This is a genomic window from Streptomyces sp. NPDC050508 (assembly GCF_040655155.1).
Classification (GTDB): domain Bacteria; phylum Actinomycetota; class Actinomycetes; order Streptomycetales; family Streptomycetaceae; genus Streptomyces.
Genome location: NZ_JBFAJJ010000010.1, coordinates 308,412 through 335,143 on the forward strand (window position 1 = coordinate 308,412; position 26,732 = coordinate 335,143).

The 26,732-nt window shown below is 70.4% G+C and carries 30 protein-coding genes and 1 tRNA gene; 18 read left to right on the top strand and 13 right to left on the bottom strand.

Translation table 11 applies throughout. The annotated features are described in order from the left end of the window. Positions 1-33: 33 nt before the first annotated feature. Entirely contained in the window at positions 34-426 is a 393-nt protein-coding gene (locus AB0I69_RS28570) for a hypothetical protein (protein WP_363098569.1), read from the bottom strand. A gap of 82 nt (positions 427-508) precedes the next feature. Here AB0I69_RS28570 and AB0I69_RS28575 point away from each other — a divergent pair, with 82 nt between their 5' ends. Beyond that, complete coding sequence (locus AB0I69_RS28575) at positions 509-964, top strand: DUF1992 domain-containing protein (protein WP_363098570.1); 456 nt, start codon at positions 509-511, stop codon at positions 962-964. On the opposite strand, the gene AB0I69_RS28580 is transcribed toward AB0I69_RS28575, so the two are convergent. Together AB0I69_RS28580 and AB0I69_RS28585 are read right to left on the bottom strand one after the other, a co-directional pair. Then, positions 953-1,504, bottom strand: coding sequence for a hypothetical protein (locus tag AB0I69_RS28580; protein ID WP_363098571.1), 552 nt, complete (start codon positions 1,502-1,504; stop codon positions 953-955). The genes AB0I69_RS28575 and AB0I69_RS28580 overlap by 12 nt on opposite strands. Positions 1,505-1,509: 5 nt before the next feature. Further along, entirely contained in the window at positions 1,510-2,148 is a 639-nt protein-coding gene (locus AB0I69_RS28585; protein ID WP_363098572.1) for a hypothetical protein, read from the bottom strand. A gap of 192 nt (positions 2,149-2,340) precedes the next feature. Between AB0I69_RS28585 and AB0I69_RS28590 the strand changes: the two genes are divergently transcribed. Both AB0I69_RS28590 and AB0I69_RS28595 read left to right on the top strand, forming a co-directional pair. Further along, positions 2,341-2,967 (top strand): dihydrofolate reductase family protein, encoded by a 627-nt coding sequence (locus AB0I69_RS28590; protein WP_363098573.1) that lies wholly within the window; start codon positions 2,341-2,343, stop codon positions 2,965-2,967. A gap of 10 nt (positions 2,968-2,977) precedes the next feature. After that, the gene (locus tag AB0I69_RS28595) at positions 2,978-3,469 is read left to right on the top strand and encodes a GNAT family N-acetyltransferase (RefSeq protein ID WP_363098574.1); all 492 of its coding nucleotides are present in this window, start codon (positions 2,978-2,980) and stop codon (positions 3,467-3,469) included. Positions 3,470-3,716: 247 nt separating this feature from the next. Here AB0I69_RS28595 and AB0I69_RS28600 read toward each other — a convergent pair whose 3' ends face one another. Beyond that, positions 3,717-5,798 carry an MFS transporter gene (locus tag AB0I69_RS28600; protein ID WP_363098575.1) on the bottom strand — a complete coding sequence of 694 codons (2,082 nt, stop codon included), beginning with the start codon at positions 5,796-5,798 and terminating at the stop codon, positions 3,717-3,719. 157 nt (positions 5,799-5,955) lie between these two features. On the opposite strand from AB0I69_RS28600, the gene AB0I69_RS28605 reads away from it, so the two are divergent. Next, the gene (locus AB0I69_RS28605) at positions 5,956-7,020 is read left to right on the top strand and encodes a peptidoglycan-binding protein (protein ID WP_363098576.1); all 1,065 of its coding nucleotides are present in this window, start codon (positions 5,956-5,958) and stop codon (positions 7,018-7,020) included. 332 nt (positions 7,021-7,352) lie between these two features. Here the strand turns inward: AB0I69_RS28605 and AB0I69_RS28610 are convergent, their stop codons facing one another. Together AB0I69_RS28610 and AB0I69_RS28615 are read right to left on the bottom strand one after the other, a co-directional pair. Continuing rightward, positions 7,353-8,012 carry an HAD-IA family hydrolase gene (locus AB0I69_RS28610; protein WP_363098577.1) on the bottom strand — a complete coding sequence of 220 codons (660 nt, stop codon included), beginning with the start codon at positions 8,010-8,012 and terminating at the stop codon, positions 7,353-7,355. A 213-nt stretch (positions 8,013-8,225) separates the two neighbouring features. Further along, positions 8,226-8,807 (bottom strand): TMEM165/GDT1 family protein, encoded by a 582-nt coding sequence (locus AB0I69_RS28615; RefSeq protein WP_363098578.1) that lies wholly within the window; start codon positions 8,805-8,807, stop codon positions 8,226-8,228. A gap of 378 nt (positions 8,808-9,185) precedes the next feature. Between AB0I69_RS28615 and AB0I69_RS28620 the strand changes: the two genes are divergently transcribed. The 4 genes from AB0I69_RS28620 to AB0I69_RS28635 all read left to right on the top strand — a co-directional run bounded on the left by AB0I69_RS28620 (position 9,186) and on the right by AB0I69_RS28635 (position 14,127). Next, on the top strand, positions 9,186-9,830 hold the full coding sequence (locus AB0I69_RS28620; protein ID WP_363098579.1) for an HNH endonuclease family protein: 645 nt from the start codon (positions 9,186-9,188) through the stop codon (positions 9,828-9,830). A gap of 97 nt (positions 9,831-9,927) precedes the next feature. After that, the gene (locus AB0I69_RS28625) at positions 9,928-11,556 is read left to right on the top strand and encodes an alkaline phosphatase D family protein (RefSeq protein ID WP_363098580.1); all 1,629 of its coding nucleotides are present in this window, start codon (positions 9,928-9,930) and stop codon (positions 11,554-11,556) included. Positions 11,557-11,642: 86 nt separating this feature from the next. Continuing rightward, positions 11,643-13,574 carry an FAD/NAD(P)-binding protein gene (locus AB0I69_RS28630; RefSeq protein ID WP_363098581.1) on the top strand — a complete coding sequence of 644 codons (1,932 nt, stop codon included), beginning with the start codon at positions 11,643-11,645 and terminating at the stop codon, positions 13,572-13,574. A gap of 97 nt (positions 13,575-13,671) precedes the next feature. Continuing rightward, positions 13,672-14,127 carry a DoxX family protein gene (locus AB0I69_RS28635; RefSeq protein ID WP_363098632.1) on the top strand — a complete coding sequence of 152 codons (456 nt, stop codon included), beginning with the start codon at positions 13,672-13,674 and terminating at the stop codon, positions 14,125-14,127. Positions 14,128-14,191: 64 nt separating this feature from the next. Here the strand turns inward: AB0I69_RS28635 and AB0I69_RS28640 are convergent, their stop codons facing one another. Continuing rightward, positions 14,192-14,734: a superoxide dismutase family protein gene (locus AB0I69_RS28640; RefSeq protein ID WP_363098582.1), complete on the bottom strand. Its 543-nt coding sequence runs from the start codon at positions 14,732-14,734 to the stop codon at positions 14,192-14,194. Positions 14,735-14,992: 258 nt separating this feature from the next. Here AB0I69_RS28640 and AB0I69_RS28645 point away from each other — a divergent pair, with 258 nt between their 5' ends. After that, on the top strand, positions 14,993-15,634 hold the full coding sequence (locus tag AB0I69_RS28645; protein ID WP_363098583.1) for a VTT domain-containing protein: 642 nt from the start codon (positions 14,993-14,995) through the stop codon (positions 15,632-15,634). 321 nt (positions 15,635-15,955) lie between these two features. Here the strand turns inward: AB0I69_RS28645 and AB0I69_RS28650 are convergent, their stop codons facing one another. Beyond that, positions 15,956-16,180 (bottom strand): DUF2277 domain-containing protein, encoded by a 225-nt coding sequence (locus AB0I69_RS28650; protein ID WP_363098584.1) that lies wholly within the window; start codon positions 16,178-16,180, stop codon positions 15,956-15,958. A gap of 59 nt (positions 16,181-16,239) precedes the next feature. Between AB0I69_RS28650 and AB0I69_RS28655 the strand changes: the two genes are divergently transcribed. Together AB0I69_RS28655 and AB0I69_RS28660 are read left to right on the top strand one after the other, a co-directional pair. Further along, positions 16,240-17,007, top strand: coding sequence for an MBL fold metallo-hydrolase (locus tag AB0I69_RS28655; RefSeq protein WP_363098585.1), 768 nt, complete (start codon positions 16,240-16,242; stop codon positions 17,005-17,007). A 63-nt stretch (positions 17,008-17,070) separates the two neighbouring features. Next, on the top strand, positions 17,071-17,976 hold the full coding sequence (locus AB0I69_RS28660) for a 2-dehydropantoate 2-reductase (RefSeq protein WP_363098586.1): 906 nt from the start codon (positions 17,071-17,073) through the stop codon (positions 17,974-17,976). An 8-nt stretch (positions 17,977-17,984) separates the two neighbouring features. Here AB0I69_RS28660 and AB0I69_RS28665 read toward each other — a convergent pair whose 3' ends face one another. Further along, complete coding sequence (locus AB0I69_RS28665) at positions 17,985-18,485, bottom strand: GNAT family N-acetyltransferase (protein ID WP_363098587.1); 501 nt, start codon at positions 18,483-18,485, stop codon at positions 17,985-17,987. A 67-nt stretch (positions 18,486-18,552) separates the two neighbouring features. Next, on the bottom strand, positions 18,553-18,942 hold the full coding sequence (locus tag AB0I69_RS28670) for a VOC family protein (protein WP_363098588.1): 390 nt from the start codon (positions 18,940-18,942) through the stop codon (positions 18,553-18,555). A 107-nt stretch (positions 18,943-19,049) separates the two neighbouring features. On the opposite strand from AB0I69_RS28670, the gene AB0I69_RS28675 reads away from it, so the two are divergent. Together AB0I69_RS28675 and AB0I69_RS28680 are read left to right on the top strand one after the other, a co-directional pair. After that, a complete protein-coding gene (locus tag AB0I69_RS28675) occupies positions 19,050-19,406 on the top strand; it encodes a hypothetical protein (RefSeq protein ID WP_363098589.1) in 357 nt (118 codons plus the stop codon). A 45-nt stretch (positions 19,407-19,451) separates the two neighbouring features. Then, positions 19,452-19,847 (top strand): nuclear transport factor 2 family protein, encoded by a 396-nt coding sequence (locus tag AB0I69_RS28680; protein ID WP_363098590.1) that lies wholly within the window; start codon positions 19,452-19,454, stop codon positions 19,845-19,847. A gap of 11 nt (positions 19,848-19,858) precedes the next feature. Here AB0I69_RS28680 and AB0I69_RS28685 read toward each other — a convergent pair whose 3' ends face one another. Both AB0I69_RS28685 and AB0I69_RS28690 read right to left on the bottom strand, forming a co-directional pair. Further along, positions 19,859-20,197, bottom strand: a complete 339-nt coding sequence (locus tag AB0I69_RS28685) for a hypothetical protein (protein WP_363098591.1) — start codon at positions 20,195-20,197, stop codon at positions 19,859-19,861. Positions 20,198-20,267: 70 nt separating this feature from the next. After that, on the bottom strand, positions 20,268-21,170 hold the full coding sequence (locus AB0I69_RS28690; RefSeq protein WP_363098592.1) for an SDR family NAD(P)-dependent oxidoreductase: 903 nt from the start codon (positions 21,168-21,170) through the stop codon (positions 20,268-20,270). Positions 21,171-21,309: 139 nt separating this feature from the next. Between AB0I69_RS28690 and AB0I69_RS28695 the strand changes: the two genes are divergently transcribed. Continuing rightward, complete coding sequence (locus AB0I69_RS28695; protein ID WP_363098593.1) at positions 21,310-21,822, top strand: MarR family winged helix-turn-helix transcriptional regulator; 513 nt, start codon at positions 21,310-21,312, stop codon at positions 21,820-21,822. Beyond that, positions 21,819-22,538: an HAD-IA family hydrolase gene (locus AB0I69_RS28700; protein WP_363098594.1), complete on the top strand. Its 720-nt coding sequence runs from the start codon at positions 21,819-21,821 to the stop codon at positions 22,536-22,538. The genes AB0I69_RS28695 and AB0I69_RS28700 overlap by 4 nt, the downstream gene beginning before the upstream one ends. Positions 22,539-22,552: 14 nt before the next feature. Here the strand turns inward: AB0I69_RS28700 and AB0I69_RS28705 are convergent. Continuing rightward, positions 22,553-22,627, bottom strand: a tRNA-Val gene (locus AB0I69_RS28705). A 226-nt stretch (positions 22,628-22,853) separates the two neighbouring features. On the opposite strand from AB0I69_RS28705, the gene AB0I69_RS28710 reads away from it, so the two are divergent. The 3 genes from AB0I69_RS28710 to AB0I69_RS28720 all read left to right on the top strand — a co-directional run bounded on the left by AB0I69_RS28710 (position 22,854) and on the right by AB0I69_RS28720 (position 26,608). Next, complete coding sequence (locus AB0I69_RS28710; RefSeq protein ID WP_363098595.1) at positions 22,854-23,648, top strand: DUF4097 family beta strand repeat-containing protein; 795 nt, start codon at positions 22,854-22,856, stop codon at positions 23,646-23,648. A gap of 71 nt (positions 23,649-23,719) precedes the next feature. Then, complete coding sequence (locus AB0I69_RS28715) at positions 23,720-25,111, top strand: hypothetical protein (RefSeq protein ID WP_363098596.1); 1,392 nt, start codon at positions 23,720-23,722, stop codon at positions 25,109-25,111. Between the two features lie 144 nt (positions 25,112-25,255). Further along, positions 25,256-26,608 carry a hydrolase gene (locus AB0I69_RS28720; RefSeq protein ID WP_363098597.1) on the top strand — a complete coding sequence of 451 codons (1,353 nt, stop codon included), beginning with the start codon at positions 25,256-25,258 and terminating at the stop codon, positions 26,606-26,608. The last annotated feature ends 124 nt before the right edge of the window (positions 26,609-26,732 follow it).

The window sequence follows — 26,732 nt, forward strand, 5'->3', positions numbered from 1 at the left end:
GCCCCCTCCCTCCCCCCGGCCCCGCTCGGGGTCTCAACCCTCGTGGTAGAAGCCGACGTTGACGCTGCGCGGCCCGGTGCGGTCCTGGATGACGATCTCGCCGCTGCCGCCGCGGGGCAACGGCACGCTGCCGCCGTAGCCGACGGTCTGGGCGTACTCGCCGACGATCAGCCGTACTTCGGAGGACGGGTCGGGCTGGGAGCCGCGCAGCCAGCTCACCTGCCAGGTGCCCTCGGGGCCGCACAGGAACTCCAGATGGACCCGCGAGATGAACAGCCAGTCGTCCGGTGTCACCAGCCGGCACACCGTCTCGTCCCGGCCCACCCGCAGTACCGCGCCCGGGTCGCTGGGCGCGTCGGCCATCAGCATGCCGGCGGTCGCGCCCGCGTCCGTCCCGGAAACCGTGGCCATGGTGAGTTCGAGCACGTGCGCTTCCCCCTTGAGGTGTCCTTACACAGCCGCCGCATGATAAATCCCCCGGCCACGCCGCGTCCGGCACAATGGAGTCATGACCGAGCGAAAGCCACCGGGTGTGTCCTTCGAGTCCTGGGTCGACAAGCAGATCCGGGACGCCGAGCAGGCCGGCGAGTTCGCCCGACTCCCGGGCGCGGGAAAGCCGTTGCCGTCCGGTTCCGACACGACGTACGACGAACTGTGGTGGATCAAGCAGAAGATGGCCCGCGAGGGCATCTCCGTGCTCCCGCCGACGCTGGCGCTGCGCAAGGAGGCCGAGGACGCCCTGGCTGCGGCGTACTCGGCCCCTTCGGAGCGGATCGCACGGCAGATCATCACCGAGGTCAACGTGAAGATCCGCGACATGATGTTCAAGCCGCCGCCCGGCCCTCCGCTGGGAATGAAGCCGTACGACGTGGAAGAGGTCGCACGGGAGTGGCGGGAGCGCCGGGCGGTTGACGGAGCGGATGGAACGGATGGACCAGGTGGAGCCGGCGGGTCAGATGTGTAGAAGCCGTTCCGTCAGTTCGCGGTAGTCCCGCAGGGCCAGGCGGAGTTGCTCGGTGTCGTCCGAGCCCTCGGACTGCCAGGAGCCGTGCAGGGTGGCGCGGCGCTTGGTGACGGCCTCCGTGAACCGGGTGGCGACCTCTTCCAGGACATGGTCGGCCTCCTCCACGGCGGACCGGGGCTCGTCGACGAACCCGGTGACCGCGTGCTGCAGCCGCAGGCTGAACTTGTCGCTCTCGTCGTGCGGCAGCAGGCTGCCGTTCCCGGAGCCGACGGCGGGGGCGGGCTCGGGCGCGTGCACGGGCCGCGCCGACGGCTCGGTGCGCTCGGTGCGGGCCGTGGACTCGCGCGGCGGGGTCGTCGTCGTGTCGCCTTCGCGCGGGGCCGGGATCGCCCGGTCGGACCCGAACGGCGTCGCCTTCCCGGCATCCCGCTGCTCGGTCGTCTTCTCGGTGTCCCGCTGCTCCGTGCCGGCCTTCGTCGGGTCCCGGCGCTCGGCGCGCTCCGCGTTCGTGTCGCCGGTCGGCCGTATCGCATCGGACATCTGGCTCAACTCCCCTTCAGTGCCTGCTTGTTGAACGGCCCGAACGCAAGGCGCCCGGTACGCCCGCTGCCGCTGCCGTTCCCGTTGCGGCTGTCGTCGCTCACCAGGTCGTAGAAGAGGGCACGGGCTTCGAGCATGGCCTCGCGCATCTCCTCGGTACCGGCCTGGCTCTCCGGTGTGCCGTTCGTGCGCGCGGTGACGACGCGGTGCACGCGCCGGTAGCCGTGGACGTGGTCCGCGTGGTGCACGGACAGCGCGTCGAACTGCTTCTCGTACTCCGCGACGTCGGGGAAGCCCCGAGCCCCGGCCACCTCGCCGAGCAGCTGGTCGACGTCCGCCACGGCCGTACTGGGGGAGTCGACGAAGAGCTCCTGGGCGGCGGACCAGCGGGCCTGGTACTGCTCACGGGCCGCGGGCTCAAGCGGCCGCTCGTGCAGCGAACCGTGCTGGTCGACGCGCTCGCCGAGCTCGCGCTCCGCGGCCTTGGTGTCGCCGTCGTGCCGGGCCACGGTCCGGTCGTACTCGGGCCCGAAGCGGCGTTTCAGGCCCGAGCCGCCGATCGCGCCTCGGGCACGCAGCGCCAGGGCGGCCGCGACCACGCCGACCACGATCACGATCAAAACGATGATCACGCCTGTGGACATGAGTGCCTTCCGGGTTCTTGGCCAACCGGCTCTCGTAGCCGGTCGGTTCCTCTACCGGGTTGCCGTAAAGGCACCCTTCAAACGACGGCCACAACCCCGGGGGAATTCATGGCGCCGGTGTGTCGATTCCACGGCGGCCCGATCGACACACAGGTACGACACACAGGTACAAGAGTCACCGAGGAGGTTGTCATGGGTGAGGTCATCGCAAGGCTGGCCATGTCGCTGGACGGGTACATCGCGGGTCCGGAGTCGGGGCGGGAGCATCCGCTGGGCATCGGTGGGGAGCGGATGCACTCCTGGGTGTACGGGCTGCGGAGCTTTCGCCGGATGCAGGGGATGGAGGGCGGCACGGGCGGCCCGGACGACGAGCTGCTCGCCGAGTGGACCGAACGGCCGGGCGCGGTGGTCATGGGCCACGGCATGTTCATCACCGGGGAGATCCCGTGGGGTGACGAACCCCCCTTCCACGCCCCCGTGTTCGTCGTCACCCACCACCCGCGCGAGTCGGTGGTGAAGAAGGGCGGCACGACCTACCACTTCGTCACCGAAGGCCCCGGCCGCGCACTGGAGTCGGCCCGCGAGGCGTCCGGCGGCAAGGACGTCTCCCTCGCGGGCGGCGCCGACCTGGTCCAGCAGTTCATCACCGCCGGGTGGCTGGACGAACTGCTCCTGCACGTCGTACCGGTGCTCGCGTGCGGCGGACGGCGCCTGTTCGACAACGTGGGCGACGCGCACATCGAGTGGCGGAAGACGCAGGTCCTGGACTCTCCCGAGGTGACCCATATTCGGTTGCGCCGCATCCCCACCGGCTCCTGACAATGTCCGCATGACCTGGACGATCGCCCCGGAACCCTACGACTCCCCCGTCGCTGCCGCCCTCTGGCGGGCGTACTACACCGAGGTGAGCGACCGCTGGTACCTACTGCACGAGAACCACCGCACGGACCCCGCCGAACTGGAACGCGAGATCGCCGCCCAAACCGGTGCCGAACTCGCCCTGCCCGGCGGCCTGTTGCTGGTCGCCCGGTACGGGGGCGAGCCGGCCGGCAGCGCGGGCGTACGACTCCTCGACGCGACGACCGCCGAACTGAAAAGGGTCTTCGTCCACGAGGAGCTGCGCGGCCGGGGCGGCGCCCCGAGGCTGGTGACGGCCGCCGAGGACGCCGCCCGCAAGCTGGGCGCCAAGGTGATGATCCTCGACACCCGGAACGACCTGGTGGAGGCCCGCACCCTGTACACCCGGCTCGGCTACGAGGAAACCGAGCGGCACAACGCCGACAAGTACGCAGAGCACTGGTTCCGCAAACCCCTCAACTGACGCTCGCCAAGGCCCTGTTCAACCAACGGCGAGGGCCCACCAACTCCCACTGTGCCAACGCGCCGGCCGAGAGGGAGCCGTAGGGGCGCGCCGGTGTCGAGAGGCTGGGGGTCCCCCCTCTGGGGGAGCGCGGAGGCGCGCAGCGCCGAGCACGGTGGGGCTCTCGACACCGGCTTAAGGCGCCCCGAAGGCGACCGAACCAAAGTGGTACGGCCCACTGCAAGGAACACCGGGTCCCTCAAAGACCTCAACTAACCTTGGTCGCCGTCCCGTTGTGCGGCTGCTCCCGATCCGACCCGCACAACTCCCCGTTCAGCTCCTTCACCAGCTGAACAAGATCCGTGGGCCGATCCGGCCCCCACCAGTCCCCCAACGTCTCCGCAAGGGACTCCTCGCGGGCCTGGGCGAGCTTCTCGGCCACTTCCCGCCCCTGGTCGGTCAGTTGGAGGTCCAGGCCCTCCCGTACGGCCAGCCGCCGCTCCTCGACCTGGCGGACCGCGGCGAGGATCACCGGCAGCGGCACGGTACTGCGTTCGGCGAGCACACCCGGTTCCGCCCAGCCGTCCCGCTTGATGCGCAGGAGCAGCCAACTGGCCGCGGGCAGAAGGTCGTAGCCCGCCTTCCTGGTGATGGTCTTGTAGATCTCACGGCGCCCCTCCCGGGTGCCGAGCACGGACAGCGCGCGGCAGACCTCGTCGTAGGAGGACCGTTGGACGGGGTTGCTGGCGAGGGTCTCGGTGACGTCGGGTGCGGTGACCGAGCCGCGCAGCTTGTCCTCCTTGAGGAACCACGCCAGGACGAAGCCGACGAGGGCGACGGGAGCGGCGTACAAGAAGACGTCGGTGATCGAGGACGCGTACGCGTGCAGGGCCTCCGGCCGTACCGCGACGGGCAGTTGGGAGATGCCGCGCGGGTCGGACTCAAGACCGTGCGGTGTGACGCCCGCCGGCAGCGAGGTGCCCCGGAGGGCATCCGTGAGCTTGTCGCCGAGGCGGCTCGCGAAGATCGTGCCGAAGATGGCGACGCCGAACGAGGCGCCGATGGACCGGAAGAAGGTCGCGCCGGAGGTGGCGACGCCGAGATCCTCGTACGAGACGGCGTTCTGCACGATGAGCACCAACACCTGCATGACCAGGCCGAGTCCGAGCCCGAAGACGAAGAAGTAGGCGCTCATCTCGGCGGTGGAACTGTTCTCGTCGAGCCGGTGGAGCAGGAGCAGACCGAGCGCGGTGATGCCGGTGCCCGCGATCGGGAACACCTTCCACCGGCCGGTACGGCTGACGATCTGCCCGGACGCGGTGGACGAGATCAGCATGCCGAACACCATCGGCAGCATGTGGACGCCGGACATGGTCGGAGTGATGCCCTGCACGACCTGGAGGAAGGTCGGCAGGTAGGTCATCGCACCGAACATCGCGAAGCCGACGATGAAGCTGATGACGGCGGCGAGGGTGAAAGTGCGAACGCGGAACAGCTTCAGCGGGAGGACGGGTTCGGCGGCCTGCCGCTCCACCGCCACGAACGCCACGATCAGGACCACCCCGAGCACCGCGAGCCCGATGATCTGCGGCGAGCCCCAGCCCCAGGTCGTGCCGCCGAGCGAGGCGACGAGGACCAGGCAGGTCGCGACCGCGGCGATGAGGAAGGTGCCGAGGTAGTCGATGACGTGCCGGGTCGACTTGCGCGGGATGTGCAGGGCGGTCGCGATGACGGCGAGGGCGACGACACCGACGGGGAGGTTGATGTAGAAGACCCAACGCCAGCTCAGATGCTCGGTGAACAGCCCGCCGAGCAGCGGCCCGAGGACACTCGTCGCGCCGAACACCGCGCCGAACAGCCCTTGATAGCGCCCGCGTTCACGCGGCGAGACGACATCACCGACGATCGCCATCGACAGCACGATCAACCCGCCGCCGCCCAGCCCCTGCAGAGCCCTGAAGCCGATCAACTGAGGCATGTTCTGCGCCGCCCCGCAGAGCGCGGACCCGACGAGAAAGATCACGATCGCGATCTGGAACAGCCGCTTCCGCCCGTACTGGTCGCCGAGTTTGCCCCACAGCGGGGTCGCGGCGGTCGAGGCGAGCAGATACGCCGTGACCACCCACGACAGATGTTCAAGGCCGCCGAGGTCACTGACGATCGTCGGCAGCGCGGTCGACACGATGGTCTGGTCGAGGGCGGCGAGCAGCAGCCCGAGAAGCAGCGCCCCGATCGAGACGAGGACGTTGCCCGACACGTGTTCCTGGGCGGAACTGCCCCGCCGCGGGGGCCTCTCCGGTGGCTGCGCGTCCTGCACATTCCCCGTCATACCGTGCGCATCGCCGGCCATGAAGACCTCCCGAGGCTCTCGTTACACATCCATGGTGATCGGTATGGCCGGTTACGGCCTGTTGAGTCCGTGGGGAAGCCGACATTCCCGCGGTCCGAGGAGACGGCGTGAAGGAGATCCGCATAACCTCGGGAGTTCGACGGGGAGGGACGAACACGTGAACGAGACGATGGGCCACATATGCCCGGAGTGCGGAACACCCCGGGCAGCCGACGGCTCCCCGTCCTGCGCCTGTACGCAACGGGCGTCCGACGCCCTGCGCGACGCGCGCACGGCGGAGGCGGCAGCGGCGGAGGACTTCGACCCGTTGCGGATCAGACCGTATGTGGAGCTGGGGAACGCGCTCACCCCTGAGGGGACGGTGCCCCCCGAGGGCGAGACCCAGCGACTGCCGGCGATCGAGGAGACGATGCCGCTACGCGCGGTGACGCCCTCGCCGCCCCCGCCACTCCCGCCACCCTCAGGAGTCTTACCGACCTCACCGACCTCACCGGCCGCTCAGGAGGAGACGTCGGTCCTCCCCACCCTGCGGGGCCCCTCGGACACCGCCCCGATCGCGACCGACCTGAGCCTGTTCGCGGGCGACGGGGACATCCCGGAACCGCCCACGGAGGCCGACCCGCCGCGCCGCCACCGCCGCGCCGTGCTCCTCGCCGTCGCGGGAGCCGTGGTCGTGGTGGCGGTGGCGGCCGGTTTCGCGAGCGGCCTGTTCTCGTACAAGACGCCGTCCCGGGACGACGCGGCACCCCAGGACGTACGGGCCGGCGTCCCGACCGTGTCGAAGAGCGCGGCATCGGTGACGCCGTCCACGAGCCGCTCTACGTCCGCACAGCCGACGTCGGCGTCCCCGACCCCGTCGCTCAGCGCGAGCCCGTCCCCGTCGGCCTCGTCGAGCCCGTCCGCCACGGCGTCGCAGTCCACCGCGCCCAGCCGGACCCCGACGGCCACCGCCACGTCGAGCGCCTCCGCGACCGGCCGCCAGGGCGGCAGCAGCACCGCCCCGGTCCTGCAACTCGGCAGCAAGGGCCCCGAGGTCACCGAACTCCAGCTCCGCCTGGCCCAGTTGAACCTCTACACCGGCCCCGACAACGGCACCTACGACACCCAGGTGCAAACGTCGGTACGCACCTACCAGCTGGCCCGCGGCATCCAGTCCGACACGCTCGGTGTGTACGGCGCGGCAACCCGAGCACGACTGGAGTCAGAGACGACCGAGCCGTGACGCTGCGCTTGCGGGGCGGGTCTGAAGGTGCCGGTGTCGATTCCGGTTCCGGAGTTGAAGGGCGCCGGTTCCGGTTCTGGAGCTGAAGGGTGCCGGTGTCGGTTCCGGAGCTGAAGGGCGCCGGTGCTGGATCCGAAGCTGAAGGGCGCCCCTTCCGGCGCGCTGCTCGGCACCGGGCGACCGAACGCCACCGCGGGGGCCTACGGCCGTAGGCCAACAACTGTGGGCACACGGCCGTTAGCCAACAGACGTAGGCCAACGGCCGTGTGCCCACACTCGTTGACCAACCCCCGTTGACCAACCCCCGCAGACCAACGCGCACCGGCCACCCCCTACCCCACGTGCAACCGAATCCCCCCACCCTCCAACCCCTCCACCCGCACCTCACGCAGATCCCGCACCACCACATCCGCCCGGTGGAACCCGGCCTGCGGCCCGACCCCCACCACCCGCATCCCCGCGGCGCGCCCCGCCGCGATTCCCGCCCCGGAGTCCTCGAAGACGACACAGTCCGCGGGTGCGATGCCCAGTTCGGCGGCGCCCTTCAGGAAGCCCTCGGGGTCGGGCTTGCTGGCGCCGACGGACTCGGCGGTGATCCGGACCTCCGGCAACTCCAGGCCCGCCGCGCCCATCCGCGCGGTGGACAGCGCGACGTCCGCCGACGTGACGAGCGCGTGCGACAGCCCCCGCAGCGAGGCCAGGAACTCCGGCGCGCCCGGGATCGGGACGACGCCCTCGACGTCGGCGGTCTCCTCGGCGAGCATGCGGGCGTTCTCGGCGTAGTTCTGTTCCATGGGCCGGCCGGGCAGCAGCAGCGCCATGGACGCGTACCCCTGTCGGCCGTGCACGACCTTCATGACCTCGTCCGCGTTCAGCCCGTGCCGGTCGGACCAGTTCCGCCAGATCCGCTCGACGACGGCGTGCGAGTCGACGAGGGTGCCGTCCATGTCCAGCAGGAGGGCGCGGGCGGTGAGCACGGTGGTGGCCGTCATCGGCAGGCTCCAAGGAACGGGAGAGATGTACGTCGGTCAACCCGGTCGCCCCGGTCAACCCCCGGAGGGACAAGGTGGCCCCGTCCGCCGGTCAGGGAAAACGGACGGGAGCCACTTTGTTTCTCTACGGTACAAAACCGAACGGGCATCGCGCCACCACCCCCGGAAACAGTTCACTCACCGTTCAGCTCGCCCCGCCCGTGATCCCACCCGTCAGGCCGTCGCGGCCTCCCAAAGACTCCACGCCCCCAGCGCCAGCATCAGCACCGCCGCGACCTGCGTGATCAGCTTCAACGGCACCCGCTTCATCAGGGCCTTTCCGCCCACGATGCCCAGCCCGGCGACCGCCCACAGCGCGAGCACCGCACCGAGGCCGACGGAGAACGGATCGTCGTAGCGGGCCGCGAGGTTCGCCGTCATGATCTGGGTCAGGTCACCGAACTCGGCGACCAGGATGAGCATGAAACCGGCGCCGGACACCTTCCAGAAGGACTGGTCCTTGGGCTTGCGGACCTCCTCCTCGTCGTCGCCCTTCTTGAAGAGGAGCACCGCCGCCCCGCCCAGGAAGAGCACACCGGTGACCGCGGCCACGAGCTGCTGCGGGAGCAGCGTGAGCACGCTGCCCGCCGCCACCGCGAGCACGACATGGAGCAGGAACGCGGCGGCCACGCCGACGAAGACGTACGAGGCGCGGTAGCGGGTCCCGAGGACGAGCCCGGCGAGCGCGGTCTTGTCGGGGAGTTCGGCAAGGAAGACGACGCCGAAAACGAGCGCCGTCACGCTGATGCTGATCAAGGTTCCTCAATCGGTCGGGGCTGCCCCACCGAGAGTGTGATTGCTGTCCGCGGACACCTCGGCACGGCAGCACACAGGAAAAAGACTGGTGCACTGCTTTACCGAAGGTCTCGCTGGCCGATCCATCCACATGCACGCGATCACCCGCACGCGATGGACCTGCCTCCGGGCGCCGGCTCAGACGAGCTGAGCAGTATGTCGACGGTCCGGCGAAGAGCTACTCCCCTTCTGCGTCATTCATAGTACGTGACCGCCAAAGCATTGCCTTGTCATGCTCGCGTCACTAACTTCTTACCGAACACACACCTGGCCGCAACACGGCACCGCAAGCATTCCTTCGCTCGCACTCCAAGACCCCCACACCACAAGGGAGTTCGCATGCCGAAGTTCTACGCGCGTCGACGGCTGAGCATACTCGCGGCTCTTACCGGACTCATGGCTTTCGCAGGAATCCTCAACGGCCCGACCGCCTCCGCCGCCCTCCCCACCCCGGTCAGCGCCGCCACCGCCCGCACCTACCTCGCCTCGCTCACCGTGGCCACCGAGGTCCGCACGGGCTACGACCGTGACCTGTTCCCCACCTGGATCACGATCAGCGGCACCTGCAACACCCGTGAGTACATCCTCAAGCGGGACGGTACGAACGTCGTCACCAACTCCGCCTGCACCGCGACCAGCGGCAGCTGGTACTCGGTCTACGACGGCGCCACCTGGACCGCCGCCTCCGACCTGGACATCGACCACCTCGTCCCGCTCGCCGAGGCCTGGGACTCCGGCGCCCGCAACTGGACCACCGCCGCGCGCCAGGGCTTCGCCAACGACATCACCCGGCCGCAGCTGATCGCCGTCACGGACAACGTCAACCAGTCCAAGAGCGACCAGGACCCGGCCGAGTGGATGCCCCCGCTCACCTCGTACGCCTGCACCTACGTCCGTGCCTGGGTCCAGGTGAAGTACTACTACGACCTCTCGGTCGACACGGCCGAGAAGGCCAAGCTGACCTCGGTCCTCAGCGGCTGCTGATCCTTGGCGGCTGCTGATCCTTTTCGGCAGCCCGGGAACCTGGTCACTGACCTCCGTCGTCCGTACCGTACGGGGCGACGGAGGAAGGTGATCAACCGTGGCCGGACTGCGCCTTGGACCACTGCTTCGCTACGCCGACGGCTCGTCCGCGACCGTTTGGGTCGAGGCGAGCCGTCCGTGCGCCGCCGAGGTGCGCTGCGCGGACGGCGCCCGCGGCACCGCCCGGACCTTCCAAGTCGCGGGCCACCACTACGCGTTGGTGCCGGTCGAAGGCCTCACGCCCGGGACGTCGACACCGTACGACGTGTTCCTGGACGGCACGCACGTGTGGCCGCTGCCCGACTCGCCCTTCCCGCCGTCCGCGATCCACACCCCGGACGCCGACGGGACCGTCCGCGTCGCGTTCGGCTCCTGCCGCTGGGCCGCGCCGCCCGCCGACGACCACGACCCGGTGGGCCCGGACGCCCTGGACACCCTGGCCTCGCGCATCGCACGCGACCCGAAGTCCGAACGACCGGACGTACTCCTCCTGTTGGGCGACCAGGTGTACGCCGACGAGGTCTCCGACGCGACCCGACGCTGGCTGTCCGCGCGCCGCGACCTGGGCGAGCCGCCCGGCAGCGAGGTCGCGGACTACGAGGAGTACACGCGCCTCTACTACGAGTCCTGGCTCGACCCGGAGATCCGCTGGCTGCTGTCCACCGTGCCGTCCTGCATGATCTTCGACGACCATGACGTCATCGACGACTGGAACACCAGCGCCGCCTGGCTGGCCGACATGCGGGCCACCCCGTGGTGGCGCGAGCGGCTGCTGAGCGGCCTGATGTCGTACTGGGTCCACCAGCACCTCGGGAACCTCTCCCCCGCCGAACTGGCCGCCGATCCCCTCTACTTGGCGGTCCAGGACACCCCCGACGGCACCGACGAGCTCCGCGCCTTCGCCTGCCGCGCCGACGCCGACCCGACCACCGTCCGCTGGAGCTACCGGCGCGACTTCGGCCGGGTACGGCTGCTGATGGTGGACAGCAGGGCGGCCCGCGTCCTCGACGAGCAGCATCGCGCGATGCTCGACCCCGGCGAGGCCGACTGGCTGCGCACCGAGGCCCTCACGGACGCCGGCTCCTACGACCACCTCCTCATCGGCACCTCACTGCCCTGGCTGCTGCCCCACCTGATCCACGACGCCGAGTCCTGGGACGCGTCCCTGTGCCGCGGCGAACGGGGCGCCCGCTGGGCCGACTTCGGCGAGAAGCTGCGCCGCGCGGCCGATCTGGAGCACTGGGCGGCGTTCCCGAAGTCCTTCGAGGAGTTGACGGGCCTGATCGCCGAGGTGGGCTCGGGGGACGACGCACCGGCGTCGGTGCTCGTCCTGTCGGGAGACGTACATCACGCGTACGTGGCGGAGCCCAAGTGGCAGACAGGAACGCCGAGTTCGCGCGTCCTCCAGCTCACCTGCTCCCCCGTCCACAACTCCATCCCCTCCTACATACGCCTCGGTTTCCGCTTCGGCTGGAGCGCCGTCGCCCGCGGCCTGGGCCGCCGCCTCGCCCGGCACGGCCGTTGCCCGCACCCCTCGGTCAAGTGGCGCAAGACGGGCGGTCCTTGGTTCGGCAACCAGCTCATGACCCTTACGCTGCACGGCCGTTCGGCCCGGCTGCGGCTGGAGCAGGCGCGGTCGGACGGGACCCTGAAGACCGTGGAGGAGTCCCCCCTCACACCCCCGTGACCTCGCTGCGGGCATGATGAGGCGGACCGTCCGCTTCCGGTGGGCGGTTTACTCCATTGCGCCCCACACGCCCGGGAGTCACCCCTTTGTCTGCAGCGAACGCGTCCGACGGCGCACCGGCCCCCGTCCCGGCATCCGTCTCCGTCGCCGTGGTCGGCGCCGGTCCGCGCGGCACCAGCGTCCTGGAACGCCTCTGCGCCTCTGCGCCGGAACTCCTCCCGCCCGGCACCCGGCTCACCGTCCACGTCGTCGACCCGGCGCCCCCGGGCCCCGGCCGGGTCTGGCGCTCCGCGCAGTCGCCCGAGCTGCTGATGAACACCGTGGCCTCCCAGGTGACCCTCTTCACCGACACCAGCGTCGACTGCTCGGGCCCGATCCGCCCCGGCCCGAGCCTGCACGAGTGGGCGCCCGCCGAACTGGGCCCGGACGACTACCCCACCCGCGCGCACTACGGCCGCTATCTGGAGTGGGTGTTCGCCCGCACGGTCCGTGAGGCACCTAAGGCCGTCCGCGTCGAACCACACACGGCCCACGCCGTACGCCTCGACGACACACCCGACGGCCACCAGCGCCTCACGCTCGACAACGGCCGTACCCTGTCCACCCTTTCGGCCGTGGTCCTCGCGCAGGGCCACCTCCCCAAAGCCCCGGACACCACCCACCGCCGCCTCTCCTCCTACGCCGACCGGCACGGCCTGCGCCACCTCCCGCCCGCCAACCCGGCCGACGTCGACCTGTCCGTCGTACGACCAGGCGAACCAGTCCTGTTGCGCGGCCTGGGTCTCAACTTCTTCGACCACACAGCCCTGTTGACGACGGGCAGGGGCGGCCGTTTCGTCCGCACCGGGAACGACACGCTGCGCTACCTCCCCTCCGGCAACGAGCCGCGCCTGTACGCCGGTTCACGCCGCGGCATCCCGTACCAGGCCCGCGGTGACAACGCGAAGGGCCCCTACGGCCGCCACACCCCCCTCCTCCTCACCCCCGAGGCGATATCCGCCTTCCGCAAACGCGCCGACTCGGCCGAGCCGCCCGAATTCCTCACGGAGATATGGCCGTTGGTGGCGAAGGAGGTCGAGACGGTCTACTACACCGCGCTGCTACGGCCCTCCCGGCGCCCGGAGTTGACGGAATTCACGGAGCGCTTCCTCGCCATCCCGCACCGCGACCCCCAAGAGGCCCTGATCCTCGACGAGTTCGGGGTCGTAGCCGCCGACCGCTGGAGCTGGGACCGGCTGTCCCGCCCGTATACGGAAGCCGATCTCGCGCATCCCACCACCTGGCGGGACTGGCTGCTGTCGTATCTGCGCGAGGACGCCGGGCACGCCGCGCTCGGCAATGTGGACGGCCCGCTCAAGGCGGCCCTGGACGTGCTGCGCGACCTGCGCAACGAGCTCCGGCTGGTCGTCGACCACCGCGGCCTCGCGGGCGACTCGCGCCGCGACCACCTGGACCGCTGGTACACCCCGCTCAACGCGTTCCTGTCCATCGGCCCGCCCCGGCGCCGTATCGAGGAACTGGCCGCGCTGGTGGAGGCGGGCGTGGTGGAGGTGCTCGGGCCGCGGCTGGAGGTGCGCGAGGAGGACGGCGCCTGGGTGGCGCGCTCCCCCGAGATACCGGGCTCGGCGGTGCGTGTGACAACCCTCATAGAGGCCCGGCTCCCCGAACCGGACCTGCGCCGTACCGCCGACCGACTGCTCGGCCGGCTGCTGCGGACGGGCCGGTGCCGGCCGCACACGGTGGATGGTTACGAAACGGGAGGACTCGACGTAACACCACGTCCGTACCGTCTGATCGACCGTCAAGGAGGCGTCCACGCAAGGCGGTTCGCGTTCGGGGTGCCCACGGAGGGCGTGCACTGGGTGACGGCGGCGGGCGCTCGTCCAGGCGTGGATTCGGTCACGCTTTCGGACGCCGATGCGGTGGCGAGAGCGGTTCTACGTGCGGCGACGACCGAACCGGAACCGCAAACGGAAGCCGAACAGTGGCCAAATGTTGAACTTGCAAGCATTGATTAGGTTCACCTAACGTTGATCGCTCACTCGGCTCGTCCCCAGACCGGTCCGCGACCCGGACCGGCCCGACCGAAGGAGCACCCCCCACGTGACCCCTCACATCAACGGACGCCTCAACAGGGCCCAGCCGTACGCCGTCGGCCTGTTCCGGATCGTCGTCGGCCTGCTCTTCGCCTGCCACGGAGCGGCCTCGCTCTTCGGCATCCTCGGCGGCGCCGCCGGCACCGACGGCGGCACCCTCGACGCGGGCACCTGGCCCGGCTGGTACGCGGCCGTGATCCAGCTCGTCGGCGGCACGTTCGTCCTGCTCGGCCTCGGCACCCGCGTGGCCGCGCTGATCACCTCGGGCTCGATGGCGTACGCGTACTTCGACGTCCACCAGCAGGCGGCCCTGTGGCCGATCCAGAACGGCGGCGAGGCCTCGGCGATGTTCTGCTGGGCCTTCCTGCTGCTGGTGTTCACCGGTTCCGGCGCCCTCGGCGTGGACCGGCTGTTCGCGAAGCGGTCCGCGACCGCGGAACGGACACCGGCCGAGCAGACGCCGGTGACCGCCTGACCTGTCGCACAACAGACCGCTGCCCCCTCCCTCACCTACGAGGGAGGGGGCAGCGGTACGTACGTCAGGGAGCCCAGCCGAACGGCACCGTGAAGCAGGCGGCGCGGACCTTGCTACCCGGCATGTCGTGGATCACGACGGAGGACGCCTCGCCCTGCCGGAAGCCCCAGCCGTGCCGGGCATCGGCCTCGGCCGCGCCGTGCTCGTCGGCCGTGAAGTCGAGCCAGACCTCGTTGTCGGCGGTGACGTCGGCCGGGTCCGTGGACGGCTTGTGCTGGAAGTGCCCGCCCGCGGCGGCCGGGTCGGCGCCGCACGGCTTCTGGTGCACATGGACGGCGTACGCGTGCCCCGGCACCATCCCGTCGACCCGCAGCTGCACGGTCGTGGCCCCACTCACCGCAGTGTGCTGGCTCACTTGAATCCACGCAGCGGCGGGAACCAATGTGCCGTCATACGTCACCGCCGCCGACGGCACGAGGGCGGTGGGCGGCGCGAACCGCGCGTCCGTCCGCATCCAGTAACCGTCCGGGGCGCCGACGCCGGCACCGCCCGTACCGCTCGCCAGTACGGCCGCGACGACGGCGCCCGCGCACATGCCTGCCACCATGATGTGTACCGTTCCTCACGTTCAGGTGCGTATGACTGGATACGCTCACATCCCCTTAACGTTGCTACGGGACGAAAGCCCCGGCCGCCCCCTGGGACGGGGCAGCCGGGTGAACACACTGTGCGGATCACACGCGCCCCCCGTGAATCTCCTGTCACCACCCAGGCGTACGCTGTATGGCTGTCACTGGCCGCCCCTGCCGCTCCCTCGCGACACCGCGGCAGGTCTGGCCCACGGGGGAGTTCACGGGGAGATGCGTTGTTCGAGAGTGTGGGGTCGCTGACCGGCAGCCCATGGATCTACGCCATGGTCGCCCTGTCCGTGCTCCTTGATGTGTTCCTGCCGGTTCTGCCGAGCGGTGTCCTGGTCATCGCGGCCGCGACGGCGGCGGCAGCGGGCACCGGTGCGGCGGCCGACGCCGTTCCCGTCCCGCACGAGGTCCCCAGCATCCTGGCCCTGATCGCGTCCGCCGCCACCGCGTCCGTACTGGGCGACCTGGTGGCGTACCGCCTGGCCTGGAGCGGCGGCGAACGCCTGGACCGCGCCATCTCCCGCTCCCGCCGCCTCACCACCGCGCAGGAACGTCTCGGCCAGGCCCTGGCCCGCGGCGGCGGCGCCCTGGTCATCCTGGCCCGCTTCGCCCCCGCCGGCCGCTCGGTCGTCTCCCTCGGCGCCGGCGCCGCCCACCGCCGAGCCCGCGACTTCCTCCCCTGGTCAGCCCTGGCCGGCCTCTCCTGGGCGGCATACAGCGTGGCCCTGGGCTACTACGGCGCCCAATGGCTGGGGGCGACCTGGCTGGCGACGGGGGTGTCGCTGGCGGCGCTGTTCGGGGCGGGGGCGGGGGCGGCGTATGTGATGCGGCGGCAGCCGGGGGCGGCTGCGGAGGCTAGCGCGTCTTAGGGGTCAGGTCCGTTACGGATCAGGGGCGCGCGTTCGTTTTGGATCGGGGGCGCGCGTCCGTCTTTTAGGGGCGCGGGGAACTGCGCGACCAGCCCCCACCGGCCCGCAGCTTCATCACAGATCGAAGGCGCACGTTCGCTTTGAATCAGGGGCGCGCATCCGTCTTTCAGGGGCGCGGGGAACTGCGCGACCAGCCCCCACCGACCCGCAGCTTCGTCACAGATCGAAGGCACGCGTTCGTTTTGAATCAGGGGCGCACGTCCGTTTTTCAGGGGCGCGGGGAACTGCGCGACCAGCCCCCACCGACCCGCACGTTGACCACTACGCTCCCCTCGCCGCACCCCTCACCTCAAGCCCGCCCAACAGCTCAGCCGTAGCCTCCGCGATCACATCCACCGCATGGTCGAAGACCTCGCGATTGTGCGCGGCGGGCGCCCGGAACCCGGAGACCTTGCGCACGAACTGCAGCGCGGCGGCGCGAATCTCCTCCTCCGTGGCCTCGTCGGACAGGGCAGGCGGTCGAAGCGTCTTGATACTGCGGCACATACGTCCAGTCTCGCGCCCCGGAGGGAATATCGCCGCCCCTCTCCCCGATTGTGCAGAACATGACCACCGTGAAGATCGTCTACGTCGGCGGGCCAACAGCCGTCATCGAGCTCGCCGGCCTGCGCCTGCTCACCGACCCCACCTTCGACGCCCCCGGCGAATACCCCGTCGGCGCGCGGAAGTTGACGAAGACGACGGGCCCGGCGTTCATGCCCACGGAGCTCGGCCCGGTGGACGCCGTACTCCTCTCGCACGACCAGCACCCGGACAACCTCGACACGGCGGGCCGCGCGTACCTCACCGACGCACCCGCACCCCTGGTCCTGTCCACGGCGTCGGCCGCGGCGCCCGACCGCCTGGGCACCGACGTCCATGCCCTCCCCGCCTGGAAGCACATCGAACTCGGCCCCCTCCGCATCACGGCCGTCCCCGCCCTGCACGGCCCCACCGGCTCCGAACCGGTCGTGGGCGAGGTCACCGGCTTCGTACTGTCCGGCGAGGGCCTGCCCAAGGTGTACGTCAGCGGCGACAACGCGTCACTCGACCTGGTGCGGGAAATCGCGGACCGGGAGGGCCCGTTCGACGTGGCGGTGCTGTTCGCGGGCGCGGCCCGTACACCGCTCGTCCCGGAGGCGCCGCTGACCCTCACCAGCGAGCAGGCGGCGGAGGCGGCGCGCATCCTGGGCGCGCGGCACGTCGTACCGCTGCACTTCGAGCACTGGGGCCACTTCACTCAGGACGGCCCGACGCTGACGAAGGCGTTCGCGGAGGCGGGCCTGACGGAGCGGCTGCATCTGCTCGCCCCAGGGATGTCCGTGGCCCTCTGACCCCTGCGATGATCTCTTCCGAGGCGGCCACCGTTCACGGGGCCGACCGACGAGAGGAACAACATGGCGAACAAGGAACTGACGGTGGCGGTACTGGGCCCCGGCGGCGTGGGCGGCCTGCTCGCGGGACTGTTGTCCCGGGCCGGCCACCGGGTGATCTGCCTGGCCGGGGAAGAGACGGCCGGCACCCTCCGTACGGACGGAATCCGGGTCCGCAGCGGCCGGTTCGGCGACTTCACGGCGCCCGTCGAGGCGGACACGGAACTCCGCGAACCGGTGGACGCCTGCCTGGTCACGGTCAAGGCGACGGCCCTGGACGCGGCGCTCACCCGCGTCCCGGCGAAGGCGCTGGGCGACGGCCTGCTCGTCCCGTTCCTGAACGGCGTGGAACACCCCACCCACCTGCGCGCCCGCTACACGCCCACCCGGGTCGCCCCCGCGATCATCCGGGTCGAGTCAACTCGCCTCGCCCCCGGGGTGATTGAGCACGGCAGCCCGTTCGCGGAGATCGACCTGACGGGCGACATGGTCCCCCGCGAACGCCTGGAGGCGCTGGCAGCGGCACTTGCCGAGGCCGGTCCCAAGACCCAGGTCCTGCCCGACGAGACGGCCGCGCTCTGGGCCAAGATGACGTTCCTGGCCCCCCTCGCCCTCCTCACCACCTGCTACGGCCTCCCCCTGGGCGACGTACGCACGCGCCACCGCGAGGAGTTGACGGCGCTGCTGGAGGAGACGGCGGCGGTGAGCCGGTCGTACGGCGGTCCGTCGGACCCGGCGGGGGCACTCGCGCGCTACGACACGTTCCCTCCGCAGACGAAGTCGTCGATGCAGCGTGACGCCGAGGCGGGCCGTCCGCTCGAACTGGACGCGATCGGCGGGGCGTTGCTGCGCGCGGCGGAGCGACAGGGCGTCGCGGTGCCGGTGACGGCAAGGCTGGTAAGGGAGTTGGCGGCGCCCGGCGCCAACTGACAGGCAGGTCACCCCTGGAGGTCGACCATCCAGTCGTGGGAGGTGAGCCAGTGCCCCTTGGGGTACTCGAACTCCACCTCACCGAGCAGGGTGAACCCGGCTTTCCGGCACACCGAGTTGGACGCGTGATGGTCGACGCTCGGAAAGGCGTGCAGATACCGATGGCGCCCGTCGGCCCGCGCCACCTCCACAACGGCGCGGGCCGCACGGGCGGCCAGCCCACGCCCCTGGAACTCGGGCAACACGCCCCACCCGGTCTCCCACACCGACTCCCCCCGCCACTCCCGCTCCCAGAACCCGATCGAGCCGACGGTCTCCCCGCTCCCCGCCGACTCGACCCGGTACATGCACCCCCGCTCCAGCCCGACATACCGCCGATGCCGCGCAACAAGCTGCGCCTCGGTCTCGGGACCCCCCAAGTGGGCAGTCATCTCAGGGCTGTTGACCCGCTCCAACAACCAGAAGTCGCCGTCCGCCCAGGGCTGGAGCCGCACGTGTTCCTCGTCCATGGCGAGCACACTAGGCGGGGCCACTGACATCCTTCGGACCCATAGGTGTCGGGGCGACGTTCGACCATCAACCGAGGTAGTTCGCGCGCCCCTCGTCGTCGAGCTCGAAGGAGCCCTCGGGGATGATGCAGAACTCGTTGCCCTCGGGGTCCCCCATCACCAGGAACCCGCCGTCGTCGTACTGCTCCAGCCTGCGCCCGCCGAGCATCTCGACCCGTAGCTGCTCGCCGGCGGGATCGGGAGAGGTGATGTCGAAGTGCATCCGGTTCTTGCCCGCCTTGGCCTCGACGGTCCGCTGAAAGCCCAGCCCCAGGCCGTCTTCCCGCCGCAGCCAGACGTACGGACCCATACGGCCCACGACCGGCCTGCCCAGCAGCTCGGACCAGAACGCGGCGAGTCGCTCGGGGTCCGCGGCATCGACGATGAGGGCATTGATCTTCATAGGTGAGTCCGCCATGCCCCGATCCTCTCAAGCGGGCCCGCGACCAGATCACCGCGCACCCGTTCGCATGAAGTCCCGGAAGAAACTCGCGACCCAAAATCGAACAGGCGTAGCATTAGCGCGTGGCTACGACCTATGACTTCCCGAGTGACCTCCTCGCCGGTCAGGAGGAGCTGCATCAGGTCCGGGCCGAGCTGTCGGCCCTGCTGAAGCGGCTGCCCTGGTCGGTCGAGCCCCTGGACGGGTTCAGCGACACAGGCGGCTGGCGCAAGGTGGAGCGCCCCGCCTCCCCCGGCTGGACGCCCGACGAACAGGCCGAGGTGGAGAAGCTCCGGCAGCGGGAGCACGAGCTCGCGGTCTTCGTCAGCGGGCACCGCTTCTGGACGGAGGTCATGGCGGCGGAGCGCGTGGAGACGCGTATGAAGCTGAAGCACGCCCACGAGAAGCCATCGATGGACGACAAGGCGGACAATGGCTAGCAGAAGCCTTGAATCGCCGAAGCTATCGAGAGGCGGCGATCGACCATGGCCGACCACCCGCACGCACTCCTCGTCCGCAAGGGCTACGACGCCTTCGTCCACGGTGACATGGACACCCTGCGCAGCCTGATGTCCTCGGACGCCACGCACCACGTCCCCGGCAGCCACCCGTTGTCCGGCGACTTCAAGGGCCAGGACGCGATCATCGACATGTACGGCCGGCTCTTCACGCAGACGAACGGCACCCTGCGCGTCGAACTGCGCACGATCCTCGTCGACGGCCGGGGCCACGCGGTCACCCTCCACCACGTCACGGCCGAGCGCGACGGCAAGAGCATCGACGAGCCCGGAGGCATCGTCTTCCGCATCCTCGGGGACAAGATCACGGACCTGGACGAGTGCGTCGAGGACATCGACAGGGCGAACGAGTTCTGGTCCTAGTCGGGCCCCAACTAGGCCTTCCGCAAAGCCCGTTGAGCCACGACCAAAGCCACCACAGCCCCCACGGTACCGGCGGCCCGGAAGCCGCGCGTCGAGCGCCAGGACAGCACCGACCACCGTGACTGCGCGGACAGCACGGACCCCGTACTCAGCCACGACCCGGCCGACACCAACGACAGAGCCGAGCCGATCGACCCGACCGACAGGGCGCTCCCGATCGACCCGACGGACAGGGCCGACCCGACGGACCCGATGGACAACACGGACCCCACCGAGCCGATCGACAGCACCGAGTCGTGCGACCACAGGGACAGCACGGAGGTCGATGCGGCGGTGCCAGGTTCACTCATGCGCCCATCCTGCCCATCACCCTCGGAAACCGCGACACCCCCGCACGACACCTGCGCACGAAGCCGCCGTTCAGGCGCCGCGTGGAGGACGGACACCCTGTACGAGTTCGGCCGTGGCCTTCCACAGCGCCCCCTGAACGGCTTCGCCGCGCCCCGCCTCAGGGCACCGCAGAGCCTTCGCCCCCTTGGCCGCGAAGTAACCGCCGGCACTCTCGGCGAACGCGGGATCGGGGTCGGTCGCGAGTTTCACGATGATGTCGGCACCGTGCCGGGGATTGCCGATGTTCAGCGCGGTGAGAACCTTCTCCAGGGCTCCGGCGAGGGGCAGTTCGCGCCCCAGACCGGTGGTGTTGAACCCGGGGCAGCAACAGGCGACGGCGACACCCGCACCCTTCAACTGACGCCCGAGTTCCTGCGTGAACATGATGTCCATCAGCTTGGAGCGGCCGTAGAGCAGGCTCGAACCGCGACGCGTGAACTCCGCCGTGTCGGTCAGGTCGGCCGGCAGGTCGAGGACACCGGCCCGCGACGAGGCCCGGGAGGCGACCGTGACGATCCGGGCGGGCGCGGACGCCGCGAGCCGTTCGCGCAGGGCGTCGGTGAGAACCCAGGGCGCGAGATAGTTCACGGCGGTCATCTCGGCGTAGCCCTCGGAGGTGACCCGCTGGGAGAAGGCGTGCAGGCCCGCGTTGTTGATCAGTACGTCGATTCGTGGATACCGGGCGGCGATCTCCTCACCCACCTGCCGCACCTCGGCGAGCAGCGACAGGTCCGCCAGGAAGACATCCACAGCGGCGCCCGGCACCAGCCGCTCGATCTCCTCCCGCAACGCATCCGCCTTCGCCCGACTGCGGGCGACGACACCGAGCCGGGCACCGCGCCGAGCCAGCTCGAACGCGGCGAGCCGACCCATTCCGTTCGTCGCACCGGTCATGACGATCACGGGCGGCCGGTCAACCATGCGATCAGCCATACGATTCGCCTCCTGGCCGTATTGTTGAGGTATCTCATCAAGTTCACGAACAACGTAACACTCGATGAGGTACCTCACCAATGAAGCCCGAAGGCTCCGAAGGCCCGAAGGAAACGACGGAAACGAGGACCGAGGAACAATGACGGCGAGCGACCGCACCCCGACCCCCGACCCCACCCCCGCCGAGGTCGGACTGCGCTACCTGTCCCTCGGACACCACCTGCGCAAGACGGTCGACGACACCATGACGGCCGCCGGCCTCTCCCTCGCCCGCACGAAGGTCCTCCAGGTACTCGAACTCCGGGGCGCCGTACGCCAGTCGATACTGGCGCAGGACTTGGGCCAGGCCCCCCGGTCGGTCACCCAGTCCATCGAGGCGCTGGAGCGCGAGGGACTGATCGAACGGACGCCGGACCCCGACGACGGCCGGTCGAAACTGGTCCGCCTCACACCGAAGGGCGCCAAGGCACTGACGGCGGGAACGGCAGCCGGAGAGGAGGCTCTACGGAAAGTCTTCGGCCCGTTGGGACACGAACAACTGGCAGCGCTGGACCGCCTCCTGGACACGATCCAGGCGGGCCTGCCGACGGAACTGAAGAGAGAGCCAGGCCATCCGCGCCGTGCGCCGCGCTCCGTAGGATGCCGCACATGACCGGAAGCGTCGTGCTGTGGGACTTCGACGGGACGTTGGCGTTCAGGGCCGGCAGGTGGCGCGGGTCTCTGGTGGAGGCGTTGGAGGAGGTCGCGCCCGGGCACGGGGTGGTCGGTGCCGATGTGCGGCCCGGGCTGCGCGACGGCTTTCCCTGGCATCGGCCCGAGAGCGGGCATCCCGAGCTGGGCACCCCTGACGCCTGGTGGGACGCTCTTCAGCCGCTCTTCGTGAAGGCCTACGTCGGCGCGGGCGTCGATGCCCGGCTGGCCGCCCGCGCCGCACGGGGCGTGCGGGCTCGCTACACCGATGCGCGCCGCTGGACCGTCTTCCCCGACAGTGTCGCCGCGCTGGAGGAACTCGCCGCGGCCGGCTGGCTGCACGTCGTCGTCAGCAACCATGTGCCGGAACTCGACGGTCTGCTGCACGACCTCGGGCTCGACGGATACTTCACGGCTGTCGTCAACTCCTCCCTCGTCGGCTGGGAGAAGCCGCACCGGCGGATCTTCGAGATCGCCCTGGAACGGGCCGGGCGTCCCGAGCGGGTCTGGATGGTCGGCGACAACCCGGTGGCCGATGTCGCCGGCGCCCGAGCCGTCGGAATCCCCGGCATCCTCGTCCGTGCGGGACAGGACGGACAGGACGACGGGCTGCGACCGGCCGTACAGCGCATCCTCAAGGAAAGAGGCCTCCCGGATATCTCTCCGGAAGGCCTCTGACCTGCTGCTTATCCTGGTGGGCGCGGACGGTTTCGAACCGCCGACATTCGCCTTGTAAGGGCGACGCTCTACCCCTGAGCTACGCGCCCAGGACGAGTCGACAGCCTACATTGCCGGGGGGCCTGTCCTGCAAACCCGTATCGGGAGGGAAGAAGGTCCGGAGGGAGGTCAGGGCGTTGTCGGGGCGTTGCCGGGGGTTTTCCCCACCCCCGGTCCGGGAGCGCGCCGGATGCCACCGCGGAGCGCCGATCCCTACGGTCGAAGGGCGCCGTAGGAGTCACCGGGGCTCCGCGTCCGTCCCAGGGGGAAATCACCGTGACCCGCACGCACACCCGCACCCGCACGCACAGCCGCGTCCTCACCGCGACCGCCGGCGTCGCCCTGCTCCTCGCGGGTGCCACCGCGTGCGGCGGTGCCTCCGCGAGCGACGACAGTCATCCCGATCACCGGACCTTCGCGTTGCAGGGGCACACCCTCACCATCGACTCCGACGACTCGGCGCTGGAGGTCGTCGCCGCGGACGCGAACCCGGCGGGGAAGATCGAGGTGACCCGGTGGTGGCAGGGCAGCGTGGCGATCGGTTCGGATCCCAAGGTGACGTGGGCGATGGAGGGCGACCGGCTGGTGCTGCGGATGAAGTGTTCCGGGGTGATCGCCGACTGTTCGGCCAAGCACCGGATCGAGGTGCCGCGCGGGGTCGCCGTGAAGGTGGAGGACGGGGACGGAAGTGTGCGGGCGCAAGGGTTCGCGGACGCGCTCAGTGTGCGTACGCACGACGGGTCCGTGCACGTGACCGACTCCACCGGGCCGCTGGTGCTGCGCAGCGGGGACGGTTCCGTGCACGCCGAGGTGTCGTCCCGGCAGGTGCGGACGACCACCGGTGACGGATCGGTGCACCTCGAACTCGGGGCCGTACCGGACCTGGTGGAGGCCGGCAGCGGGGACGGGTCCGTGACGATCGCGTTGCCCGAGGGCTCCACCAAGTACCGCGTGGCCACCAAGACCGGGGACGGATCGGTGGATGTGTCCGTGCCCCGGGACTCGTCGAGTTCTCATGTGGTGACCGCCCACACGGGCGACGGGAAAGTCACGGTGCGGAACGCGAACTGACCGGCCCGTGTGTTCGTCCTCTACCGGTGGGAGAATGACAACGGTCAGGACGCAAGACACGGGAGAGGGATGTGACGGCGACACCAGCGCAGCCGTATTCGCCGCTCACACGGCCCCGGCACGGCTCCGCCGCCGTCCGTTCCGCCCTCGACACCCTCACCCTGCTGAGCCTGCCGCTGCTCGCGCTGCCGGCGCTGGCCGCCACGTTCGCGGGCGGTGGCACCCGGCGCTGGTTCGGCGGGCGGGCGGAGAGCCAGCGGGCCGAGGCGCAGGCGGCGAAGGACGCCGCCGCGGCGGCGTTCTACGAGCTGGACACCGCCCAGCGGGATCTGCGGATCTCGATAGACACCATCACCGCGGTCGACGACTCCCCGGCCGCGCGGCGCGCGGTGACCGACTTCGAGGCGCTGGGGCGGCGCATCGACGAGGCGAGCGGCCGGTACATCAACGCCGTCGACGCGCACGACCTCGACCGCGACGACCTGGAGGCCGCCGCCGCGAACCGCGCCCGCACCGAACTGACCGCCGCCAAGGACCAGTTGGGGCAGGTCAAGCAGGAGCTGGACCGGTTCGAGAGCGGGCTCGGGCCGCTGCTCGGCAAGGCCGAGACACAGCTGGCCCGGCTGGCGCCCGCCGTCGAGCGGGCCCGGCAGGCGCTGCTCGCCGCCAGCAACGCCCTGGACGCCGTACGGGCATCGGGGCTCCGGGCCGACGCTCTCGCCGCCCGGCTCGCCGCGCTCGGTCCTGAGCTGACGAAGCTGAACCAGGGCGCCGGGCAGCACGGCGTGCCGCAGACGCTGGAGCGGGCGACGCAGGTCGCGCGGGAGGCGGAGGCCATCAGGGCCGAGGCCGACGGGCTGCCGGAGCGGGCCGCCGAGATCGACCACCGGCTCGTGTCGCTGCGCACCCGCGCCCAGGCGCTGACCACCCGCGCCGGTCAGGTGGACCCGGTGCTGAGCGAGCTGCGGCGGCGGTTCTCGGCCGCCTGCTGGCAGGACCTCCAGCACGTTCCCGACCAGGCCGGCGAGAACGTACGGCAGGCCGAGCTGAAGCTGAAGGAGGCGCAGGCCGCCCGGGACGCGCAGCGCTGGCCGGACGCCACGTCCCTGCTGTCGACGGTACGGGCGCTGCTGAACACCACCGACGAGGCCGTGTCGGCCGCCGGTGACCGCCTGCGCCGGCTGAACGCCGTACAGAAGGACCCCCAGCAGGAGATCGACCGCACCCGCTTCGCGATCCGCGACGCCCAGCGCCTCGCGATGTCCGGCCGCAGCACGCCCGAGCCGCGCCACGCCCGCCCGCTGGACGACGCCGTCGCCCGCCTGGACCGCGCGATCACCACGCTGGAGGGCCGCCACCCCGACTACTGGCACTTCCTGACGGAGACGGAGGCCGTACGGCAGTCCGTGGCGCGGGTGGTCGGTCAGATCCGTGAGGAGCGCGGGACACCCGGGCACAACTGAGGCCCCTCTCCGCCGGTACCAGAAGTCACTGCAGGGTCGTCCGGGGCGCGCGGTTCAGTCGGTCGCTGTCGCGGTACGGTGTGCGGCAGTCGATCGCCTGTTCTGTGATCGCTGACCAACTAGGCTGACCCACAAGGGGGTTCCATGAATCACCGCCGCCCACTCCACCGTCGAAGACTGATCGCGATATCGGTCGGTTCGGCGAGTGCGCTGGCCGTCGTGCTGGGTGTGGGGCTGACATCGGCGATGGCCACCGGAACGTCGTCCGTCAAGCCTGCGGCCACCGCGTCCTCGTCCGCCCAGAGCACGCCCTGGGCGCCCGAGAACGACGAGGCGCCGCTGGGCCTGAGCGGCCAGAAGAAGGTCGTACGTCCGCAGACTCTCGCGGCCGGCCGCAAGGCCGCGTCCGCTCTGCAGCTCAAGATTCCCGCGCCGAGCGGGAAGTACAGCGTGGGCATGGTCGGCCTGCACCTCGTCGACAAGACCCGTACGGATCCGTACGTGTCCGGCAGCACGTCCCGCGAGCTCATGGTCTCGCTGTGGTATCCGGCCACCGCCACGTCCGGGCACTACCAGGCGCCGTGGATGCCGTCGATCTCCGGCGCCCACTTCCTCGCCACGCGCGGGCTGTCGTCGCAGTTGGTGACCCTGCCGACCACGGCGGGTCATGTTCTCGCCCCGGTGAACACCACGCTCGGCAAGCTGCCCGTGCTGCTGTACTCGACCGGGCTGCACTCGGACCGCGCGATGGGCACCGCGCTCGTCCAGGACCTCGCCAGCCGCGGCTACCTCGTCGTCACCGTGGACCACACCCACGACGCCAACGAGGTGCAGTTCCCGAGCAACCGGCTTGAGACCAACAAGATGCCGTCGGGCACGCACTCCTCCGACACGCTCAAGGTGCGCGCGGCCGACATCAAGTTCGTCATCAACCAGCTCAAGACGCTCAGCACGGGCGGCAACCCGGACGCCGGCAAGGCCACGCTCCCCACCGGGCTGACGAAGTCGGTCGACATGACCCGCATCGGGATGTTCGGCTGGTCGCTGGGCGGCGCGGCGGTCGTCAACGCCATGCAGCTCGACAGCCGTATCGTCGCCGGCGCCAACCTGGACGGCCAGTTCTTCGGGACGGCGCCGAGCAAGGACCTGAAGCGCCCCTTCATGCTCTTCAGCTCCGCCAACCACAACCGCAGCAACGACGCGTCGTGGCGCACGCTGTGGTCGCACCTGAAGGGATACAAGGTCGACATCAAGCTCAAGGGCGCGGCACACCTGTCCTTCAGCGACAACGAGTGGATGCTTGCCCAGGAGGCTCAGCTGCTCGGGCTCTCCAAGGCGCAGCTCCAGCAGCAGTACGGCACGATCGACCCGACCCGCGCGATCGCGGTCCAGCGCGTCTATCTCGCGGCCTTCTTCGACCAGGAGCTGCGCAACCAGCACAGCACCCTGCTCGACGGGACCAGCAGCAAGTACCCGGAGATCTCGTTCGTCCCCTGACCTGACGACTGATCAGACATCCGGCATCCGAAGGGCGGATCCCGTTCGCGGGCCCGCCCTTCGGCATGTCGGGAGTGATGGTGGCCCGGTATCTGCCGGCCCGCCGCCCAGTGGCCCGTTCACA